The 19,846-nt window shown below is 70.2% G+C and carries 21 protein-coding genes; 19 read left to right on the top strand and 2 right to left on the bottom strand.

From position 1 onward, the window contains the following. From treY to pyk, 3 genes are read left to right on the top strand one after another with little or no spacing between them, the layout of a single operon-like run. Positions 1-2,325, top strand: coding sequence for a malto-oligosyltrehalose synthase (gene treY, locus ABD663_RS03405; RefSeq protein ID WP_344736448.1), 2,325 nt, complete (start codon positions 1-3; stop codon positions 2,323-2,325). Then, on the top strand, positions 2,322-4,076 hold the full coding sequence (gene treZ / locus ABD663_RS03400) for a malto-oligosyltrehalose trehalohydrolase (RefSeq protein WP_344736447.1): 1,755 nt from the start codon (positions 2,322-2,324) through the stop codon (positions 4,074-4,076). The genes treY and treZ overlap by 4 nt, the downstream gene beginning before the upstream one ends. Positions 4,077-4,129: 53 nt before the next feature. Further along, on the top strand, positions 4,130-5,551 hold the full coding sequence (gene pyk, locus ABD663_RS03395) for a pyruvate kinase (RefSeq protein WP_344736446.1): 1,422 nt from the start codon (positions 4,130-4,132) through the stop codon (positions 5,549-5,551). Here the strand turns inward: pyk and map are convergent, their stop codons facing one another. Further along, positions 5,552-6,334: a type I methionyl aminopeptidase gene (gene map / locus ABD663_RS03390; RefSeq protein WP_344736445.1), complete on the bottom strand. Its 783-nt coding sequence runs from the start codon at positions 6,332-6,334 to the stop codon at positions 5,552-5,554. A gap of 115 nt (positions 6,335-6,449) precedes the next feature. Between map and ABD663_RS03385 the strand changes: the two genes are divergently transcribed. The 10 genes from ABD663_RS03385 (at position 6,450) to ABD663_RS03340 (ending at position 14,046) form a co-directional block, all read left to right on the top strand. Next, positions 6,450-6,944 carry an MFS transporter permease gene (locus ABD663_RS03385; protein ID WP_344736444.1) on the top strand — a complete coding sequence of 165 codons (495 nt, stop codon included), beginning with the start codon at positions 6,450-6,452 and terminating at the stop codon, positions 6,942-6,944. 174 nt (positions 6,945-7,118) lie between these two features. Then, a complete protein-coding gene (rplS, locus tag ABD663_RS03380) occupies positions 7,119-7,466 on the top strand; it encodes a 50S ribosomal protein L19 (RefSeq protein ID WP_344736443.1) in 348 nt (115 codons plus the stop codon). A gap of 139 nt (positions 7,467-7,605) precedes the next feature. Further along, the gene (lepB, locus tag ABD663_RS03375) at positions 7,606-8,373 is read left to right on the top strand and encodes a signal peptidase I (protein WP_344736442.1); all 768 of its coding nucleotides are present in this window, start codon (positions 7,606-7,608) and stop codon (positions 8,371-8,373) included. Next, positions 8,370-9,029 (top strand): ribonuclease HII, encoded by a 660-nt coding sequence (locus ABD663_RS03370; protein ID WP_344736441.1) that lies wholly within the window; start codon positions 8,370-8,372, stop codon positions 9,027-9,029. The genes lepB and ABD663_RS03370 overlap by 4 nt, the downstream gene beginning before the upstream one ends. A 33-nt stretch (positions 9,030-9,062) precedes the next feature. Next, entirely contained in the window at positions 9,063-9,383 is a 321-nt protein-coding gene (locus ABD663_RS03365; protein ID WP_344736440.1) for a DUF2469 family protein, read from the top strand. A 102-nt stretch (positions 9,384-9,485) separates the two neighbouring features. Next, positions 9,486-9,854, top strand: coding sequence for a YraN family protein (locus ABD663_RS03360; RefSeq protein ID WP_344736439.1), 369 nt, complete (start codon positions 9,486-9,488; stop codon positions 9,852-9,854). Further along, entirely contained in the window at positions 9,851-11,380 is a 1,530-nt protein-coding gene (locus ABD663_RS03355; protein WP_344736438.1) for a YifB family Mg chelatase-like AAA ATPase, read from the top strand. Before ABD663_RS03360 ends, ABD663_RS03355 begins: the two co-directional genes overlap by 4 nt. Next, a complete protein-coding gene (dprA, locus tag ABD663_RS03350) occupies positions 11,377-12,546 on the top strand; it encodes a DNA-processing protein DprA (protein ID WP_344736437.1) in 1,170 nt (389 codons plus the stop codon). Before ABD663_RS03355 ends, dprA begins: the two co-directional genes overlap by 4 nt. Before the next feature lie 51 nt (positions 12,547-12,597). Then, on the top strand, positions 12,598-13,500 hold the full coding sequence (locus ABD663_RS03345) for a tyrosine recombinase XerC (RefSeq protein ID WP_344736435.1): 903 nt from the start codon (positions 12,598-12,600) through the stop codon (positions 13,498-13,500). 63 nt (positions 13,501-13,563) lie between these two features. Further along, the gene (locus ABD663_RS03340) at positions 13,564-14,046 is read left to right on the top strand and encodes a hypothetical protein (protein WP_344736434.1); all 483 of its coding nucleotides are present in this window, start codon (positions 13,564-13,566) and stop codon (positions 14,044-14,046) included. Here the strand turns inward: ABD663_RS03340 and ABD663_RS03335 are convergent, their stop codons facing one another. Beyond that, entirely contained in the window at positions 14,047-14,580 is a 534-nt protein-coding gene (locus tag ABD663_RS03335) for a murein hydrolase activator EnvC family protein (protein ID WP_344736433.1), read from the bottom strand. Between the two features lie 301 nt (positions 14,581-14,881). On the opposite strand from ABD663_RS03335, the gene rpsB reads away from it, so the two are divergent. From rpsB to ABD663_RS03305, 6 genes are all read left to right on the top strand, one after another. After that, entirely contained in the window at positions 14,882-15,865 is a 984-nt protein-coding gene (rpsB, locus tag ABD663_RS03330) for a 30S ribosomal protein S2 (protein WP_344736432.1), read from the top strand. Positions 15,866-15,954: 89 nt separating this feature from the next. After that, positions 15,955-16,782, top strand: a complete 828-nt coding sequence (gene tsf / locus ABD663_RS03325) for a translation elongation factor Ts (RefSeq protein ID WP_344736431.1) — start codon at positions 15,955-15,957, stop codon at positions 16,780-16,782. Positions 16,783-16,863: 81 nt separating this feature from the next. After that, positions 16,864-17,583 carry a UMP kinase gene (pyrH, locus tag ABD663_RS03320; RefSeq protein ID WP_344736430.1) on the top strand — a complete coding sequence of 240 codons (720 nt, stop codon included), beginning with the start codon at positions 16,864-16,866 and terminating at the stop codon, positions 17,581-17,583. A 52-nt stretch (positions 17,584-17,635) separates the two neighbouring features. Continuing rightward, on the top strand, positions 17,636-18,190 hold the full coding sequence (gene frr, locus ABD663_RS03315; RefSeq protein WP_344736429.1) for a ribosome recycling factor: 555 nt from the start codon (positions 17,636-17,638) through the stop codon (positions 18,188-18,190). Positions 18,191-18,199: 9 nt separating this feature from the next. Next, on the top strand, positions 18,200-19,246 hold the full coding sequence (locus tag ABD663_RS03310) for a phosphatidate cytidylyltransferase (protein ID WP_344736427.1): 1,047 nt from the start codon (positions 18,200-18,202) through the stop codon (positions 19,244-19,246). Continuing rightward, positions 19,243-19,806 carry a DivIVA domain-containing protein gene (locus tag ABD663_RS03305; protein ID WP_344736426.1) on the top strand — a complete coding sequence of 188 codons (564 nt, stop codon included), beginning with the start codon at positions 19,243-19,245 and terminating at the stop codon, positions 19,804-19,806. The genes ABD663_RS03310 and ABD663_RS03305 overlap by 4 nt, the downstream gene beginning before the upstream one ends. The last annotated feature ends 40 nt before the right edge of the window (positions 19,807-19,846 follow it).

Genomic DNA, 19,846 nt, shown 5'->3' with positions numbered 1-19,846 from the left:
ATGGGCCGGTCTCCCGCTTCGACGTACCGCCTGCAGATCCGGGCGGATTTCGACCTGGATGCCGCGACCGCGGCGCTCGATCATCTGCATCGTCTCGGAGCCGACTGGGTCTACCTCTCACCGCTGCTGACCGCGACCGCGGGCTCGGACCACGGCTACGACGTGGTGGATCCGACAGTCGTCGACCCGGCCCGAGGCGGGTCGGACGGCTTGAAGCGCCTGGCGGATGCCGCGCACGCGCGCGGAATGGGCGTCCTGGTCGACATCGTGCCGAACCACATGGGCGTGGCCGCGCCCGAGCAGAACGCCTGGTGGTGGGACGTGCTGCGTCGCGGCCGGGGGTCGAGGTACGCCGAGGCGTTCGACATCGATTGGGATGCCGGCGGGGGCCGTGTGCGACTGCCCCTGCTGGGTGCACCGCTCGACGAGGCGATCGCCGACATCACCGTCGATCGCGACGCCGGCGTGGTCCGGTACTTCGACCACGCCCTCCCGTTGGCGGAGGGCACCCCCGACGCGGACGTGCGCGAGGTGCTGCGACACCAGCATTGGGAGGCCGTCTACTGGCGCGACGAGGCGACGCTTCTGAACTATCGCCGGTTCTTCACCGTGACGGGGTTGGCGGGTGTCCGGGTCGAGGAGTCGCGGGTGTTCGACCAGACCCACGTCGAGGTGCGGCGCTGGGTCGAGGAGGGGCTCGTCGACGGACTGCGCATCGATCACCCCGATGGACTCGCCGACCCGGGCGGATACCTCGCCGACCTCGCTGAGATCACGCACGGCGCGTACGTCGTCGTGGAGAAGATCCTCGAGCCCGGGGAGGAGCTCCCACCGTGGTGGGACACCGACGGGACGACCGGCTATGACGCGCTCGCCGAGGTGGATCGGGTGCTCACCGACCCCGCAGGAGAGGCGCCCCTCGCTGCGCTGGAGGCCAGGCTCAGCGCTGAGACCGGGCTCGAACCTCGGCTGAGCTGGCACCGGCTGGTGCACGATCGCAAGCTCGCGAACGCGACCGGCGCGCTGCATCCCGAAGTGGCGCGCCTCGCCCGATGCCTGGTCGCTGCGCCGCGGCGCGCTCCGGAGGCGCTCGCCGAACTGCTGGCCTGCTTTCCGGTCTACCGCTCGTACCCGCCCGTCGGCGCCGAACATGTCGCCGCCGCGGCGGCGGAGGCATCCGCTCATCGCCCGGATCTCGCCGACGTGATCGACGAGATCGTCCCGCAGCTGCTGGATCCGGCGAGCGAGGCGTCCCGTCGATTCGCTCAGACCGCCGGTCCGGTCATGGCCAAGGGCGTGGAAGACAGCGCCTTCTACCGCTGGACCCGCCTGACCTCCCTCACCGAGGTGGGCGGCGACCCGTCGCACTTCGCGCTCGACCCGGGGTCCTTCCACGCCGCCCGTGAGCGTCGGCAGTCGGTGTGGCCGCACACGATGACGGCTCTGTCGACGCACGACACGAAGCGCAGCGAGGACGTGCGCGCGCGTCTGGCGGTGATCAGCGAACTGCCCGACCGATGGGCGGACGTGCTCGAGCGACTGCGCGCCGCAGGATCCACCGGTCACGGCCCGTTCGACGCACTCGTCTGGCAGGCGATCGTGGGGGCGTGGCCTGCCTCGCGAGAACGCCTGCGGGACTATGCCGTCAAGGCCGCTCGCGAGTCGGGCGAGATGACCACGTGGATCGCTCCCGACGCGACGTTCGAGGCGCGGGTCGAGGCGACCGTCGACGCAGCGTTCGACGACCCCGCTACAGCCGCGATCCTCGAGGAGTTCGTCGACGAGATCTCCCCATGGGGCTGGTCGAACGCGCTGTCGGCCAAACTGCTGCAGCTCACCGGGCCGGGCGTGCCCGACGTGTACCAGGGCACCGAGTCGTGGGACCTGTCGCTGGTCGATCCCGACAACCGCCGGCCGGTCGACTTCGCCGCGCTCGCCACGGCCCTCGCCCGTGTGGATGCCGGGGAACGCCCCGCGCCCGGATCCGGGGATGCCAAAGTGCTGGTGACCTCGCGCGCGCTGCGCCTACGACGCGATCGGCCCGACCTGTTCACGCGGTACACGCCGATGTGGGCCGTCGGCCCGGCCGCCGACCACGTGCTCGCGTACGATCGCGGCGGCGCGCTCGCCGCGGCGACCCGGCTGCCTGCCGGGCTGGCGGCATCCGGGGGATGGGGGGAGACGATGCTGCTGCGTCAGAGCGGCCCCGCCGTCGACGTGCTCACAGGGCGCCGGTTCGACCGGACCGGGATCCCGCTCGCCGACCTCTTCGCCGACTATCCGGTCGCGCTGCTCAGGCCGCTCGAGACAGGGGTGCCGGGTTGATCGAGGTGTGGGCGCCGCGCGCAGACCGGGTGCGATTGCGTCGGCCCGGCCATGATGACCACGAGATGACCGCACGCGCCGACGGGTGGTGGACGGTCGATGTCGCGCTCGCGGACGGAGACGAGTACGGGTTCGTGCTCGGCGACGGCGACCAGGCGCGAGCCGACCCGAGGTCGCGGCGACAGCCGCGCGGCGTGCACGACCTGTCGGCCCACGTCGATCACAGCGGGTTCGCGTGGACCGACGCCGACTGGACCGGGCGGCAGCTGGCGGGTGGAATCGTCTACGAACTGCACCTGGGCACCTTCACGCCCGAGGGAACGCTCGACGCGGCGATCGGTCGACTGGACCACCTGGTCGACCTCGGCGTGAGCCACATCGAACTGCTTCCCGTCAACGCGTTCAACGGCGAGTGGAACTGGGGGTACGACGGCGTGCTCTGGTACGCCGTCCACGAAGCGTACGGGGGCCCGAACGGCTATCGCCGCTTCGTCGATGCGGCGCACGCGCGCGGTCTCGCCGTCATCCAGGACGTCGTGTACAACCACTTCGGGCCGAGCGGAAACCATCTGCCCGAGTTCGGTCCCTACCTGCGTGAAGGATCCCGCAACGACTGGGGCGACAGCGTCGATCTCGACCAGCCCGCCGTGCGGTCGTTCATCATCGAGAATGCGCTGATGTGGCTGCGGGACTATCACGTCGACGGCTTGCGACTCGACGCCGTGCACGCGCTGCACGATGACGGTCCTGTCCACATCCTGCAGGCGCTCGCCGAGGCATCCGATGCGCTGTCCGCTCAACTCGGCCGCCCGCTGACGCTCGTCGCCGAGTCGGACATGAACGATCCGAGGCTGATCCTGCCCCGCGAGGCGGGCGGGTACGGCGTGACCGCGCAGTGGAGCGACGACTGGCACCACGCCGTCCACGTCGCCGTCACCGGCGAGACCGCCGGATACTACGCCGACTTCGCCGATCCCGACGCTGTTCCCAAGACCTGGACGGGCGGCTTCTACCACGACGGCACCTTCTCGTCGTTCCGCGGTCGGACCCATGGCCGGCCGGTGCCGCGCGACGTGCCGACCTGGCGACTGGTGACGTTCGCCCAGGATCACGACCAGATCGGCAACCGCGCAGCGGGGGATCGGCTCAGTCAGACGCTGCCGTACGGGCGGTTGGCGGTGCTCGCGGTCCTCACCCTCACCGCGCCGGGCTCGCCGATGCTGTTCATGGGCGAGGAGTGGGGTGCCTCGACGCCATGGGCGTTCTTCACGTCGCATCCCGAGGACTGGCTCGCCGACGCCGTGCGCACCGGCCGACGCTCGGAGTTCGCACGGATGGGCTGGGATCAGTCCCTCGTGCCGGATCCGCAGGACCCCGAGACCTTCCGCCGCTCGAAGCTCGACTGGCGGGAGGCCGGCGAGGGCGACCATGCGCGTCTGCTCGCGCTGTACCGGGACCTCGTGGCACTGAGGCGCCGGATTCCCGAGTTGACCGATCCGGACAGTGCGCACACGCGCGCACGGGTGCTGCACCGAGATGCCGCTGCCGACCGCCGTGCGTACCGTCTGGCGCGCGGCGCCGTCGACGTGCTCGTCAACCTCACCGAGGGGCCGCTGGCCTTCGGCGATGTCGCCGAGGTGCTGCTGCGGACGGATGCCGGGGCCGTGGCCGACGACGACACGCTGACGCTGCCTCCCGATTCCGCTGCGGTGGTCCGCGTGGCTCGTCACGCGGTCGTTACGTCCGGGTAACCGCTCGGACGCCCCCGCACACCAGACTGGTCGAGTCGACCTGGAGGACACCGATGAGGCGAGCGAAGATCGTGGCGACCCTGGGGCCTGCGAGCTCCTCGTACGAGGTCATCGAGGGTCTGGTGCGCGCGGGCATGGATGTCGCGCGCATCAACTGCAGCCACGGCGAGCACGCCGGCCATGAGACGGCCTTCGCGCACGTCCGTCGAGCGGCCGAGGCCACCGGTCGCGCGGTGGGCGTCCTCGCCGACCTGCAGGGGCCCAAGATCCGTCTCGGCCGGTTCGCCGACGGACCGCACGAGCTCGCCCCCGGAGATGTCTTCACCATCACGTCGGAGGACGTCGTCGGCACCGCAGAGACGGTCGGCACGACCTTCCCGGGCCTGGTCACCGACGTCTCAGCCGGCGACACCCTCCTCGTCGATGACGGCAAGGTGCGCCTGCGCGTTCTCGACACCGACGGGGTGCGGGTGCGCACCGAAGTGGTCGTGGGCGGGAAGGTCTCGAACAACAAGGGCATCAATCTGCCGGGCGTCGCACTGCGCACCCCGGCGCTGAGCGAGAAGGACGAGATCGACCTGCGGTGGGCGCTGCGGCTGGGCGTCGACCTGGTCGCGCTGTCGTTCGTGCGCAGCCCGAAGGACGCGCAGCGGGCGCGGGTGATCATGGCCGAGGAGGGGCGCTTCGTGCCGCTCATCGCGAAGATCGAGAAGCCCGAGGCGGTCGATGGTCTGCAGGAGATCATCGACGCGTTCGACGGCTTGATGATCGCCCGCGGCGACCTGGGGGTCGAACTGCCCATGCAGGCGGTGCCGATCGTGCAGAAGGAGGCGATCGAGAAGTCGCGGCGGTGGGCGAAGCCGGTCATCGTGGCGACCCAGATGCTCGAGTCGATGATCGAGAACGCCGTGCCCACGCGCGCCGAGACCAGCGACGTCGCCAACGCGGTGCTCGACGGTGCCGACGCCGTGATGCTCAGCGGCGAGACGAGCGTCGGCGTCGACCCCGTCAATGTCGTCGAGACCATGGAGCGCATCGTGACCTCGACCGAGGAGAACGGGCTGGACCGCATCCCGCCGCTCGGCAGCAAGCCGCGCACGCAGGGCGGCGTCATGACACTCGCCGCCGCGGCCATCGCGGAGTTCGTCGATGCGCGATACGTGTGCGTGTTCAGCCAGTCCGGTGACTCGTCCCGCCGGATGTCACGCCTGCGCCTGCCGGTCCCGATCATCGCCTTCAGCGACCTGCCCGAGACCCGCCGCAAGATGGCCGTCACCTGGGGTGTGCAGACGTACCTCGTGCCGCGCGGACGCGACACCGATGAGCTCATCGGCATCGTCGACGACGTGCTGCTGGGGCAAGGTCTCGCCGAACCGGGTGACAAGGTCGTCGTGACGGCCGGTGCGCCCCCCGGGGTGGCCGGGTCGACGAACAACGTCCGCGTGCACACCGTGGGCGCGACGAACGGCTCCTGATCAGTCGACGCCGAGGAACGACCGATCGGTCAGCACGATCGGCCCGTCGTCGGTGATGGCGATCGTGTGCTCGGAGTGCGCGCCCCGCGATCCGTCGGCACTGCGCAGCGTCCAGCCGTCAGGGTCGGTGACCAGCTCGTCTGTCGTCTGCAGGAACCACGGCTCGAGGGCGAGGACGAGCCCTGCGCGCAGCGGATAGCCCCTACCTGCCTTGCCGTCGTTGGGTACGTGAGGGTCGCCGTGCATCACGCGTCCGACACCGTGGCCGCCGAAGTCGGTGTTGATCTCGTATCCATCGGCGCGGGCGATGCCCGCGATCGCGTGGGAGATGTCGCCGATGCGGTTGTCCACCGTGGCCGCCGCGATGGCCGCGTCGAGAGCCCGCTGCGTCGTGTCGATGAGGGCGAGGTCCTCGTCGCGCGCGGTGCCGACGACGAACGAGATCGCCGAGTCGGCGACCCAGCCGTCGACGGCCACGGCGAAGTCCAACGACACCAGATCGCCGTCGCGCAGCGCGTAGTCGAAGGGCAGACCGTGCAGCACGGCGTCGTTGATCGACGTGCAGATGACCTTTCCGAACGGCCGCGCGCCGAACGACGGGTGGTAGTCGATGTAGCAGGACTCGGCGCCGGCGCGGCGGATCAGGTCGTGCGCGCGTCGGTCGATCGCGAGAAGGTTCGTGCCCACCGCGGTCTCATCGCGCAGGGTCGCCAGGGTCTCGGCCACAAAGCGTCCCGCGGGGCGCATGGCCTCGATCTCGGCGGGGGTGCGCAGTTCGATCATTCAGTTCCTCTCGACCTCCCCATTGTGGCCGACGCGCGGCCTCTCGGCTGGGAGCTTTCTCCGCGTGGGCGGCAGGCCGTCCCACCGGATGCCGGCGAGGCGTAGCATCGGGGTCATGTGGCTGCGACGCGCGTTCTTCGGGTGGCTGATCCCCTCGGCCTTCGTGCTGCCGCTGTGGATGCTGGTCGGGTGGGGGGTGTTCAACGGTGGAGGCTGGGCCTTCCTCTGGGTGATCCTCCTCGCGATCCCCGGCGTCTTCATCTGGCAGCTCATCCTCACGCTCCTGGTCCGGGCGAGGGGCACGACCCGTGCGCAGCGTGCGGTGTCGTGGTGGGATGTCCTCGCGTTCAGCGTCTGGCACGGCCTGCTGATCTCGCTGGGTTTCTTCGTCGAAGCCTGGTGGGCGCCGGTGATGGTCCTGGCGATCGTGGTCGGCGTCGGCGTCTTCTGGCTCGAGCTGTGGCAGCTGTGGCGCGAGGCGAGGCCGTCCCGCATGGTGCTGCGCACCGCGGAAGGCGTCGCCTACATCCCGCCGACGCGCCCGGACGCAGAGCACGTCGACCCCAGTGTGTTCGTCATCACCGAGAAGCAGGCTCCGCCCGCGCGCTGAGCGGGTTTTGGCCGGGTGCGCCATCCATGGCAGAATGGATGTTTGTGCCCTGACCGGTTCTGCCTCAGGGGAGTCGCCGACGGCCACCGTGCCGGACGGCCCGGGGCACGCACTCACTTCCTTCCTTCCATTCCGTGCGCACCAGACCTGAGGCTGGCGCAGAGAGAGACGATCATGCAGATCCTCGACGCCGTCGATGCGGCTTCCCTCCGCTCCGACATTCCCGAGTTCGGCCCCGGCGACACCATCAAGGTGCACGTCAACATCACCGAGGGCAACCGCTCCCGCATCCAGGTCTTCCAGGGCGTGGTCATCGGCCGCTCCGGCGACGGTGTGCGCGAGACCTTCACGGTCCGCAAGATCAGCTTCCAGGTGGGGGTGGAGCGCACCTTCCCCGTGCACAGCCCCGTGATCGACCACATCGAGGTCGTCACCCGTGGCGACGTGCGTCGCGCGAAGCTGTACTACCTGCGCTCGCTGCGCGGCAAGAAGGCCAAGATCAAGGAGAAGCGCGAGAGCTGAGCTCCCGATCTTCCGAAGCCCCCCGCGCCTCCGCTGCGGGGGGCTTCGTCGTGTCGGCGCATCGGCGTGGGTTCGGCGCGACGAGTGTGCGAACCTTGAGGGGCGGGAACCGTCCATCCGGATGCCGCCAGGGGACGAGATGACCACCGAGAAGACGGCAGCCGAGGCGCACGGCGGCGCCGCGAGCGCGTCGAAGCCGCGGGCGAGCCGACGCGGCTGGGTGACGCTGCTGCGCGACGTGCTCGTGATCGTCGTGGTCGCCGTGCTGGTCTCGTTCCTGGTCAAGACCTTCGTCGTGCGTTCGTTCTACATCCCCTCCGCATCGATGGAGGACACGCTCCTGGTCGACGATCGCATCCTCGTCGACGAGATCACCCCGCCGTTCTCGGGGTACGAGCGCGGTGACGTCGTGGTCTTCCGCGACCCGGGCGGCTGGCTTCCGCCCAGCACCGCACCCGCTCGCGCACCGATCGTCGAGGCGATCGACTGGGTGCTCTCGCTCGTGGGCCTGTCCGCCCCCGACAGTGACGACCATCTCGTGAAGCGGATCATCGGGGTGCCGGGTGATCAGGTCGTGTGCTGCGATGCGATCGGGCACATCACCGTGAACGGCGTGCCGATCGACGAGAGCGATTACATCGAGCTCCCCTCGGGCGAGACCTTCGCCTCGGGTGATGCGTTCGACGTCGTCGTGCCCGAGGACTCGCTCTGGGTGCTCGGAGACAACCGCTACCGGTCGAAGGACTCGCGGTACAACACCGACCAGCCCGGCAAGGGCTTCGTGCCGATCGAGAACGTCGTCGGCCGGGCCTTCCTGATCACGTGGCCGCTCGACCGGATCGGAACGATCGACTTCCACCACGATGTGTTCGCGGGCGTCCCCGATCCGGCGGCCGCGACACCATGACGGTCGTCGAGCCGCGTCTGACCCTCGAGCGGCGTCTGCTCAAGGAGCATCCGATCGTCATCGCGTGCGACGAAGTCGGGCGCGGTGCGCTCGCGGGACCCGTGGCCGTCGGAGCCGCCGTCGTCGATCCGGCGCTCTCGCGCAAGCGCGTGCCCGCCGGGTTGCGCGATTCCAAGCTGGTGCCCGAGCCGAAGCGGCCGGCCGTCGCCGCGCGCGCCGCGTCGTGGGTCACCGCGAGCGCCGTCGGCTGGGCCAGCGCCGCTGAGATCGACGATGTCGGCATCATGCGCGCCCTCGGACTCGCCACCATCCGCGCGCTGGCCGACCTGCGTGCGCACGGCGTCGTCCCCGAGGAGGCCATCGTCATCCTCGACGGCAACCACGACTACATCACGCCGGCGGGCGCGCGTGGCCTGCGCGTTCGACCGGTGATCAAGGCCGATCGGGACTGCGCGAGTGCGGCCGCGGCATCGGTCATCGCGAAGGTCGCCCGCGACGCGCTCATGACCCACCTGCACGACGAGGCGCCCGATTACGGCTGGGCACGCAACAAGGGGTACGCGAGCGCCGACCACCGCGACGCGATCGACCGGATGGGGCTGACCCGACATCACCGCGCCTCATGGTCGATCGGCCCGACGCCCACCCTGTTCTGAGCGCACGCCCCCGCGTTCTAGAGTGGACTCACCATGGATGACGAAGTCTTCGAGGACTACGACCGCGAGCTCGAACTGGCGCTCTACCGCGAGTATCGCGACGTCGTCCGCCAGTTCCAGTACGTGATCGAGACCGAGCGGCGGTTCTACCTCGCCAACGAGGTCAATGTGGTCAGGCGCGATACCGAGCACGACTTCTACTTCGAGATCTCGATGAACGATGTCTGGGTGTGGGACATCTACCGCACCGACCGCTTCGTGAAGTCGGTGCGGGTCCTCACGTTCAAGGACGTCAACGTCGAAGAGCTCTCACGCGGCGACTTCCAACTCCCCGAAGAGCTCTCGCTCGACTGACTGAGCCCATCGCCTCCTCCCCAGCGGCATTCCGGGGGCAGGCTGTCCACGTCGGGCCCGTTCGTGCCGCTCCGGCGACGCCGCGAACGCCACCATCGGTGCATGCGAGCGAAGGATGTGCTGGGCCGTGCAGGCGAGGACCGCGCCGTCGCGCACCTCATCGAGAACGGATATCGCGTGGTCGAGCGCAACTGGCGCTGCCCGGCAGGTGAGATCGACGTCGTCGCCGAGACCGACACGGTGATCGCGATCGTCGAGGTCAAGACGCGTCGCTCCGAGCTGTACGGGCATCCGCTCGAGGCGATCGACGCGCGAAAGCGCGCGCGTCTGTGGCGACTCGCGTGCACATGGGCCGCACAGCACCCGCACAGGCTGCTCGGTCGGCGGCTGCGGATCGACGCCATCGCGATCGTCGGCGACGATCCGGCCGCGGGGCGACTCGAGCACCTCACCGACATCGAGGTGCCGTGAGCGTCGCGCGCACCTGGTCGGTCGCGCTGACCGGCGTCGACGGAGACCTCGTCGAGATCGAGGCCGACCTGTCGAACCAGACCCCCGAATTCCGCCTCATCGGACTTGCCGATCGTGCGCTCAAAGAAGCGGTGCAGCGCGTGCACAACGCCTGCGCGAACAGCGAACTGGCGCTCCCGCGCCGGCGGATCACGGTGAACCTCTCGCCTGCCAATCTGCCGAAGCAGGGCTCAGGGTTCGACGTCGGCATCGCGATCGCCGCCATCGCGACCGAGGTCGAGATGGATGCCGCATCGCTGGCGAACACGGTGCACGTGGGCGAGCTCGGGCTCGACGGCAGGCTCCGGCCGGTGCCAGGCATCCTGCCGGCCGTCGTCGCCGCCGCGCGATCCGGGTTCGCGCGCGTCGTCGTGCCGGCTGCCTGTCGGGCCGAGGCGGCGCTCGTGGACACGGTCGAGGTCGTGGGAGCCGTCAACCTCGCGCAGGTCGCGGCGCTCCACGGCGCACACGTGGTCGTTCCCGACCAGGCGGAGGTGCCGTTGGCCGCACCGACGCAGGCGCCGGTGGACACGCCCGACCTCAGTGACGTCATCGGTCAGCGCGACGCGGTCGACGCCCTGGTCGTCGCCGCTGCCGGCGGCCACAACCTGCTCATGTCTGGGCCGCCGGGCGCCGGCAAGACGATGCTGGCGCGGCGCCTGCCCGGAATCCTGCCCGAGCTCGACGACGAAGCCGCGCTCAGCGCCGCGTCGGTGCGCTCCCTCTCGGGAGAGACCGTGAGCAGCTTGTCGCGGATCCCCCCGTTCATCGCGCCGCATCACAGCGTGAGCGTCGCGGCACTGGTGGGCGGCGGGTCGCGGGTCGTTCGACCGGGCGCTGTGGCGCGGGCGAGCTCGGGCATCCTGTTCCTCGACGAGGCGGGGGAGTTCCCCAGCGTCGCCCTCGATGCGCTGCGGCAGCCGCTCGAGTCGGGCTCGATCGTGATCGACCGCGTCGGAGTACGCGCCGAGTTCCCCGCGCGGTTCCAGCTCGTGCTCGCGACCAATCCGTGTCCCTGCGGCGAGTACGGCATCCGCGGCGGCGCCTGCACGTGCCCGCCCGCTGCGATCCGCCGGTACCGAACTCGCCTGTCGGGTCCGCTGCTCGACCGCGTCGACATCGAGCTGTCCCTGCGTCGGGTCTCCGTCGCACAGCGCACCGCGGTCGAAGGATCGACGCTCACGTCGGCAGCGGCCCGTGATCTCGTCGACGAGGCCCGTCGGCGCGCTCGGGTGCGCCTGGCGGGCACGGCGTGGACCACCAACGCCGAGGTTCCCGGCGGATGGCTGCGCGACGGTCCTTTCGCACCGCCGCTGCCGGTGCGGCGCACGCTCGACCAGGCCCTTCAGCGCGGCATCCTGACCCTGCGCGGCTACGACCGGGCATTGAGAGTCGCATGGACGTGCGCGGACATCGCCGGCCGACGCGAACTCACCGCCGCGGACATCGGCCGCGCGCTGTTCCTGAAGAAGGGGCTCACCCAGTGATATTCGACGCGCATGATGCCGCAGGCATCCGCCTCGCTCGCGCGCTCGCGCCGCGCGAGAGCGGGGTGCCCGACGCCGAGCGCTACGCACGCGCCGTGTGGAGTCACCTCGCCGAGCCCGGCGAGTCCACGGCAGGCGCCCTGGTGGCGGCGCTGGGTCCGATTGCGGCGCTGGACGCGGCCGCGGACACCGGCGGACTCGTCGACGAGATGCTCGAGGAGGGCCGCCGGCGCTGGCGCCCGCGACTGGTACATGAGCCGATCGCCCGATCCCTTGCCACGGCCGCGCGCCGAGGCATCCGCCTCGTCGTGCCGGGCGACCCTCATTGGCCGAGTGCCGTCGACGACCTCGGCGACCATGCACCGATCGCGCTGTGGACGCGCGGCGACCCCACTGCGCTCGTGGAGCTGTCTCCGGGTGTCGCCCTCGTCGGCGCGCGCGCCGCGACCTCGTACGGCGAGCACACGGCGGCGGAGCTGGCCGCCGACCTCTGCGGCGCGGGAATCGCCGTGGTCTCAGGTGGGGCGTACGGCATCGACGGAGCCGCCCATCGGGCGGCGCTCGGTGTCGGGGGCATGACCGTCGCGGTCATGGCCGGCGGTGTCGATCGCACCTACCCCAGCGGGAACACAGACCTCGTCGAACGCATCGTCGCATCCGGCGGAGCAGTGATCGCCGAGGTGCCGTGCGGGGCCGCGCCGACGAAGTGGCGTTTCCTGCAGCGGAACCGACTCATCGCGGCACTGGCGGATGCCACCGTCGTGGTGGAGGCGGGGTGGCGGTCGGGCTCGTTGAACACCGCGGGGCATGCCGCCTCGCTCGGCAGACCGATCGGCGCGGTTCCGGGGCCGATCACGAGTGCCGCCTCCGCGGGAACGCATCGGCTGCTGCGCGAGTACGACGCGGTGTGCATCACGGGCACCGATGACGTGCTCGAACTGCTCGGCGAAGCGCCCCGTGCGCGCGTCGACGCCGAGGCGGGCCCGCGCGTGTCCGAGGACACCCGTGTGCTCGACGCCATGAGCGTGCGCACGAGCAGGACCGTCGACGACATCGCCCGACGCAGCGGCCACGCGCCGGCGGACGTCGAGGCGAGGCTGGGACTTCTCCGTCTGTCCGGCGATGTCGAGCCGACCGAGAGCGGATGGCGCCGGCGCCCTCGATGATGCCCGGTGTTTCGCACCCCGCAGCGTGCGTGGCGCGGGCATCCTGGAGCAGTGAGGCTCTCTGAGGCGGTCGACGACTATGCACGGCACCTCGCCGACGTCCGCCGGCTGTCGCCGGCGACGGTGCGCGCCTACCGAGCCGATCTCGCCGACCTCGCCGCGGCGACCGACGATCCGCCGCTCGCCGATCTCGACCTCGAGGCACTGCGGGAGTGGCTGTGGACGGCCACGCGGCGCGGGGACGCGCGGTCGACCCTGGCGCGGCGCACGGCCGCTGCGCGCGGGTTCTTCGCGTGGGCGGTCGAGAGCGGACGCCTCGACGCCGATCCCGCTGTGCGGCTTGTCTCGCCCAAGCGCGGCCGCGCGCTGCCCCACGTCGCGCAGGCGCCGGCGCTCGCCGGCATGCTCGACAGCCTGGCCGGACGCGCGGGGGAGGGCGACGCGACCGCCCTGCGCGACCATGCCCTGCTCGAGCTGCTCTACGGGTCGGGGATGCGCGTGAGCGAGGCCTGCGGGCTCGATCTCGACGACCTCGATCGCGACCGCTCGACCGCGCGCGTGACGGGAAAGGGCTCGAAGGAGCGCGTCGTTCCCTTCGGCGCTCCGGCACGTGCTGCTCTGGACGCCTACCTTGCGCGCGGTCGCCCCGCGCTCGCGGCTCGCGGAAGTGGTGCGGCGGCGCGCGCGGTCTTCCTCGGTACGCGAGGCGGCCGGCTCGGCCCGCGAACCGTGTACGACGTGGTGTCGAAGAACGTCGGCCCCCTCGTCGGCACGCCTGTGGGCGCCCATGCGCTGCGGCACTCCGCCGCGACCCACCTCCTCGACGGCGGCGCGGACCTGCGCACGGTGCAGGAACTGCTGGGGCACGCGAGCCTGGGCACGACGCAGATCTACACGCACGTGTCGGCCGAGCGTCTCGCGGCGACCTACCGACTCGCGCACCCGCGCGCATAGTAGGTCGACGTCCATCGGGCAACCCCGCCCCTTCCCTCCGGGGTGACGTCTAGCGTGGAGATCATGAGACGCGTTGAGATCCTCGCTGCGACCCTCATCCTCTGCGCCGGGGTGTTGACCGGGTGCTCCATACCGACGATCGTCGGCGGGGGAGACCAGTCGTTGGCGTGCGACGGCGGCGACGTCGCGATCAGTTCGGGGACGGGCGACTATCGCGTGACCGGCGTGTGCCCCCGCGTGCACGTCGACGGCAACGACCTCGAGGTCGACCTCGAAGGCGCCGAGGTCGGTGCGCTCGTCGTGCGGGGAGACGGGAACGAGATCGACGCGGCAGACGTGTCGGACCTGCAGGTCGCCGGCCAGGACAACGACATCGAAGCGACGTCGATCGACGTCGTGGCGATACGCGGCGACCGCAATTCCCTCGACAGCACCGGCATCATCGGCTCGGTGTCCATCCAGGGCAACGACAACGACGTCGAAGGGCAGTCCGTCGGCGAGGTCGTCGATCGCGGGCAGGGCAACCGTATCGGCTCCGACGACTGATCAGCAGCACGGGAGCAGCACCGCGCGAGGCGTCCCGCCGAGGAACTGCAGCGGGTTGACATAGGCGCCGTGCACACGGGCGCCGAGATGGAGCGTGCCCGGCGGCGCGTGACCGCCGAGCGACAGTTCGCCGACCACGTCACCGCGACCGACGCGATCACCTGCGACGACGACCGGCCGCACCGGTTCGAGCGTGGACACCACCCCGACGCCGTGGTCGATGGTGACGACCTCTCGATCGCCCACGGTGCCGACGAACGCGACCACACCGTCGTCGGGAGCGCGCACGACGGTGACGCCGCTCGCCGACGCGAGGTCCACGCCGCGATGCCCCGGTGCGTACTCATGAGCGGGAGCCACGAACGGGGCCGCGAGCGCGGCGTCATCCAGCGGCCACGCCCAGGTCGCCCGCCCGGAGCCCTCGTCATCGGCAGGTGCGGGCTGCGCCCGCGCGGGCGGGCTGGTGAGAGCGAAGCCGACGAGCGCGAGAAGGGCGAACGCCCCTGCCGCACGCGTCGTCCCCTCGGTGGTCACCCGGACAGACTCGCACCGCGGCCCGTCGCTCCGGGCGCCTCCGCGGTGATCGGTGCACGGATGGGGTCGCCGCGGCGGCTGGGGAGGAGCCGCCGACTGGTACACTTGTGGTCGCATCCCGTGCAGACGGGATGACTACGCGTGCCCAGAGCGCGGCGGGATCGCAGATCCCCGCTGCGCGGCATCCACTCCCATCGGTCCCGTTGTACGGGCGGGTGTGCGCCGGGCACCAGGCTCGCCGGCTTCGTCGGCGCGAACACAACCGCAACAGGCGCGAGAGCGCCAGAACAGGAGAACGGCCATGGCCGTCGTCACCATCCGCCAGCTGCTCGACAGCGGCGTGCACTTCGGGCACCAGACCCGTCGGTGGAACCCGAAAGTCAAGCGCTTCATCCTCACCGAGCGCTCGGGCATCCACATCATCGACCTGCAGCAGTCGCTGGCCTACATCGACAAGGCCTACGAGTTCGTCAAGGAGACCGTCGCCCACGGCGGCACCATCCTCTTCGTCGGTACCAAGAAGCAGGCTCAGGAAGTCATCGCCGAGCAGGCGACTCGCGTCGGCCAGCCCTACGTGAACCAGCGCTGGTTGGGCGGACTCCTCACCAACTTCGCCACCGTCAGCAAGCGCCTGGCCCGTATGAAGGAGCTCGAGGAGCTCGACTACGACGACCCGGCTGCCAGCGGCTTCACCAAGAAGGAGCTGCTGATCAAGAAGCGCGAGCTCGACAAGCTGCACAAGTCGCTCGGTGGTATCCGCAACCTGCAGAAGACGCCGTCGGCGATCTGGGTCGTCGACGCCAAGCGCGAGCACCTCGCGGTCGACGAAGCGACCAAGCTCGGCATCCCGGTGATCGGCATCCTCGACACCAACGCCGACCCGGACGAGTTCCAGTACCCGATCCCCGGGAACGACGACGCGATCCGCTCGGTGAGCCTGCTCACCCGCATCGTCGCCGATGCCGCGGCCGAGGGCCTGATCCAGCGCCACCAGCCGGCTGACGACAAGGCCGAAGAAGCCGAGCCCCTCGCCGAGTGGGAGCGCGAACTGCTCGAGCAGGCCACCCCCGAGCAGTCGTCGGCCGAGACCGAGAAGGTCGCCGACGTCGCCGAGGCCGCCGCCGAAGCCGACGAGATCGTCGCCGCCGAGCAGGCGTCCGAGGGTGAGACCGCCACGGAGTCCGCCGCCGACGAGGCCGGTGCCGCTGCGCACGACGAGGCGATCGCGGCCGCCGCGGGCGAGACCGCCGACGAGGTGGCCGCCGCCGAGGCAGCCGACAAGTAACCTCCACCCTGTCGCCCCGGCGCGGCCGTCCCTGGACGGCCCCGCCGGGGCATCCACGAGAACCCATCCAAGGCAAGGAGCCGCCACCCATGGCAAACTTCACGATCGCCGACATCAAGGCCCTGCGCGAGCAGCTGGGCACCGGCATGGTCGACACCAAGAAGGCGCTCGAAGAGGCCGACGGCGACGTCGAGAAGGCCGTCGAGATCCTGCGTCTGAAGGGCGCGAAGGGCAACGCGAAGCGAGCCGACCGCTCGACGAGCGAGGGCCTCATCGCCGCGCGTGAGAGCGACGGCGCCGTCACGATGATCGAGCTCGCGTGCGAGACCGACTTCGTGGCGAAGAACGACCGTTTCATCGCTCTGGCCGACAAGGTCGTCGACGCGGCCGCCGCCGTGAAGGCCGACACCGTCGAGGCCGCTCTCGCGGCGGATGCCGGCGGCGTCACTGTCGAGCAGCTCATCTCGGATGAAGCCGCGATCATCGGCGAGAAGGTCGAGCTGCGCCGCGTGCGCACCGTCACCGGCGCGTCGTTCGAGGTCTACCTGCACAAGACCAACAAGGATCTGCCGCCGCAGGTCGGCGTGGTGCTCGCCTACGAGGGTGCCGACGCCGAGACCGCCCGCAGCATCGCCCAGCACATCTCCTTTGCGAATCCGTCGTACCTCACGCGCGACCAGGTCCCCGAGGCCGATGTCGACCGCGAGCGCGAGATCGTCACAGAGATCTCCCGCAACGAGGGCAAGCCCGAGGCGGCGCTGCCGAAGATCGTCGAGGGTCGCGTGAACGCCTACTTCAAGCAGGTCTCGCTCCTCGATCAGGACTATGCGAAGGACAACAAGCAGTCCGTCGCCAAGGTCGCCCAGGACGCAGGACTGACACTCACCGGCTTCGCCCGGTTCAAGGTCGGCGCCTGACATGACGCAGAGGCCCGCATCGCTCGTCGATGCGGGCCTCTCGTCATGCTCTTCGATAGGTTGTGCGCAGAGAGGAACACCGTGATCAAGGAAGCCACCGGGCGCCGCCGCGTCCTGTTGAAGCTGTCGGGTGAGGCGTTCGGAGGCGGCCAGCTCGGGGTCAACCCCGATGTGGTCAGCCAGATCGCCCGCGAGATCGCGGCGGCGGTCGACCAGGTCGAGATCGCGGTGGTCGTCGGCGGAGGCAACTTCTTCCGCGGCGCTGAGCTCAGCCAGCGCGGCATGGACCGAGGCCGCGCGGATTACATGGGCATGCTCGGCACCGTGATGAACGCGCTGGCGCTCCAGGACTTCCTCGAGCAGGCCGGAGCCGCCACCCGGGTGCAGTCCGCGATCTCGATGACCCAGGTCGCCGAGCCCTACATCCCACGTCGTGCCGAGCGGCACATGGCCAAGGGACGCATCGTGATCTTCGGTGCCGGCGCCGGTCTGCCGTACTTCTCGACCGACACGGTCGCCGCGCAGCGGGCGCTCGAGATCGGGGCGCACCAGGTGCTCGTGGCCAAGAACGGCGTCGACGGCGTCTACACCGCCGACCCGAAGACGGATGCCTCCGCCACCAAGATCGACGAGATCACGTACCTCGATGCGTTGCAGCGCGGACTCAAGGTCGTCGATTCGACGGCGTTCAGCCTGTGCATGGACAACCGTATGGACATGCGCGTGTTCGGCATGGAGCCCGACGGGAATGTGACCCGGGCGCTGCTCGGCGAATCGATCGGCACGCTGGTCACGGCGTGACCGACACCGCGCCGATAGACTTGTCGACGCTGACCAACGCGAAGGAGACACCGTGATCGCCGACGTCCTGGCCGATGCCGAAGAGCGCATGGACCGCGCCGTGGAGGCCGCGAAGGACGACTTCGCGACCGTTCGCACCGGCCGCGCCAACCCGCAGCTGTTCCAGAAGATCCTCGTGGACTACTACGGTTCGCCGACGCCGCTGGCCCAGCTCGCGTCGCTGAACAACGCGGAGGCGCGCTCCCTCGTGATCACGCCGTACGACAAGTCCGCCTTGAAGGCGATCGAGCAGGCCATCCGCGACACGCCGAACCTCGGTGCGAATCCGACGAACGACGGCACCATCGTGCGTGTCACGCTTCCCGAGCTCACCGAGGAGCGTCGCAAGGAGTTCGTCAAGCTCGTGCGGGCCAAGGGCGAGGATGCGCGAGTGCACGTGCGCGGCATCCGCCGGAAGTCGAAGGACGACCTCGACGCCCTCAAGGGCGATGTCGGCGAGGACGAACTGGTTCGGGCCGAGAAGGAACTCGATGCGCTCACGCGCGCTCACGTCGATGCGATCGACGAGGCGCTCAAGCGCAAAGAGGCAGAACTGCTCGAAGTCTGAGGCCCACCGATGTCCGATGCATCCGGGGGCGAGCCGCAGGACCCGACCGCGTCGGACGCCCCACTGACCCGGCGGGACGCCGCGGCGCGTCGTGCCGCGAGTGCGGCCGACCCCACGGCGGTGTTCCAGGCGAACCTGCGTGCCGCGCGCTCCGAGTTGCAGGGCCAGGTCGCGCATGCGCGCGCGGAGTTCGAAGAGGTCAACGAGCGCATCAAAGAGCGCACCGGTCGTGACCTCATCCTCGCGATCCTGATCGGCGTCGCGATCGGTGTCGTCGTCGTCGCCTCGCTCGTCTTCGTCAAGTGGGTGTTCGTGCTGTTCGCGCTCGGCGCGACGCTGCTGGGAGTCTTCGAGTTCTCGCGTGCCCTGGGCGCCTCGGGCCGGCGGATCGACCTCGTTCCCCAGCTCGTCGCGGGTGCGATCATCGTCCTGACCGGCTACTTCCTCGACCTGTGGCTGCACTGGGTCGCGCTGTTCGTCGCCGTGGCGCTTGTGCTGGTGTGGCGCCTGGTCGCCCAGATGATCGTCGCGGACGGTCGTACCTACGCGGACGTGCTCTCCGACGTGCTCGTCGGAGGGCTCGTCCAGCTGTACGTGCCGTTCCTCGCGAGCATGACGGTCGTGCTGGTGCGTCAGGACGGCGGCGAGTGGTGGGTGCTCGCCTTCGTCATCGTCGCCGTCGCCGCCGACACCGGCGCGTACGCGGCCGGGGTGTCGTTCGGTCGGCACCCCATGGCGCCGCGCATCAGTCCGAACAAGACGTGGGAGGGTTTCGCCGGCGCCGTCGTCGTCGCCCTGCTCGCGGGCGTGCTGCTCGCACTGTTCATGCTCGGGTTGCCCTGGTGGGCGGGACTGATCATCGGCGGCGTCATCATGATCACCGCCACGATCGGCGACCTGGGAGAATCGATGATCAAGCGCGACCTGGGCATCAAGGACATGAGTTCGTGGTTGCCCGGACACGGCGGGGTCCTCGACCGGCTGGATTCGATCCTCCCGTCCGCGGTGGCCGCGCTCGCCCTGTTCTATCTGCTGACCCCCCTGACCGCATCGTGACCACCGCAGACACCGCACCGCTCGCCCCGTTCCCCACGACCCGGGGGCGTGAGAAGGGCTACGACAAGGCATCCGTCGACGACTTCCTGCTGCGGGCCCGTGCGGCCTTCGAAGCCGGGGCGACCGAGATGACCGCCGAGGACGTGCGTCGCGTCGGCTTCCGGCTGGTGCGCCACGGCTACGCGATCGCGGCGGTCGATGCGGCGCTCGGCCGCATCGAGGACGCGTTCGCCGCCAAGGAGCGCGAGCGGGCGCTCGACGGCAGCGGCACGCATGCGTGGGTCGAGCAGACACGTGCCAGCGCGCAGGAGATCCTCGACCGGCTGTCGCGCCCCGCCAAGCAGCGGTTCGATCGTGTCGGAGCACTGCGGTACGGCTATCGCGTCGATGAGGTCGATCTGGTCGCCGACAAGATCGCGCGCTACCTCGAGACGGGGGAGTCTGTCACGGTCGCGCAGGTCCGCTCGGTGGCGTTTCGCATGGAGCGCGGAGGGTATCGCGAGGCGCAGGTCGACGCCGTGCTCGACGCCGTGGTCGAGGTGATGCTGGCGGTCACGTGACCGGCGCGTCGTCTGCCGTCCCTCGGATGGCACGCTCAGC

Source organism: Microbacterium awajiense (assembly GCF_039536545.1).
Taxonomy (GTDB): Bacteria; Actinomycetota; Actinomycetes; order Actinomycetales; family Microbacteriaceae; genus Microbacterium; species Microbacterium awajiense.
Note: the sequence above shows the minus strand (reverse complement) of the source record. Positions and strands in the feature narration are given on the sequence as shown.

What these genes read in the sequence shown, in the direction of transcription:
- ABD663_RS03360 (WP_344736439.1), top strand. Translation starts at nt 9,486, where the DNA reads ATGCGAGCGAAGGATGTGCTGGGCCGTGCAGGCGAGGACCGCGCCGTC.
- rplS (WP_344736443.1), top strand. Translation starts at nt 7,119, where the DNA reads ATGCAGATCCTCGACGCCGTCGATGCGGCTTCCCTCCGCTCCGACATT.
- ABD663_RS03385 (WP_344736444.1), top strand. Translation starts at nt 6,450, where the DNA reads ATGTGGCTGCGACGCGCGTTCTTCGGGTGGCTGATCCCCTCGGCCTTC.
- ABD663_RS03365 (WP_344736440.1), top strand. Translation starts at nt 9,063, where the DNA reads ATGGATGACGAAGTCTTCGAGGACTACGACCGCGAGCTCGAACTGGCG.
- lepB (WP_344736442.1), top strand. Translation starts at nt 7,606, where the DNA reads ATGACCACCGAGAAGACGGCAGCCGAGGCGCACGGCGGCGCCGCGAGC.
- treY (WP_344736448.1), top strand. Translation starts at nt 1, where the DNA reads ATGGGCCGGTCTCCCGCTTCGACGTACCGCCTGCAGATCCGGGCGGAT.
- ABD663_RS03310 (WP_344736427.1), top strand. Translation starts at nt 18,200, where the DNA reads ATGTCCGATGCATCCGGGGGCGAGCCGCAGGACCCGACCGCGTCGGAC.
- ABD663_RS03370 (WP_344736441.1), top strand. Translation starts at nt 8,370, where the DNA reads ATGACGGTCGTCGAGCCGCGTCTGACCCTCGAGCGGCGTCTGCTCAAG.
- map (WP_344736445.1), bottom strand. Translation starts at nt 6,334, where the DNA reads ATGATCGAACTGCGCACCCCCGCCGAGATCGAGGCCATGCGCCCCGCG.
- pyk (WP_344736446.1), top strand. Translation starts at nt 4,130, where the DNA reads ATGAGGCGAGCGAAGATCGTGGCGACCCTGGGGCCTGCGAGCTCCTCG.
- rpsB (WP_344736432.1), top strand. Translation starts at nt 14,882, where the DNA reads ATGGCCGTCGTCACCATCCGCCAGCTGCTCGACAGCGGCGTGCACTTC.
- tsf (WP_344736431.1), top strand. Translation starts at nt 15,955, where the DNA reads ATGGCAAACTTCACGATCGCCGACATCAAGGCCCTGCGCGAGCAGCTG.
- ABD663_RS03340 (WP_344736434.1), top strand. Translation starts at nt 13,564, where the DNA reads ATGAGACGCGTTGAGATCCTCGCTGCGACCCTCATCCTCTGCGCCGGG.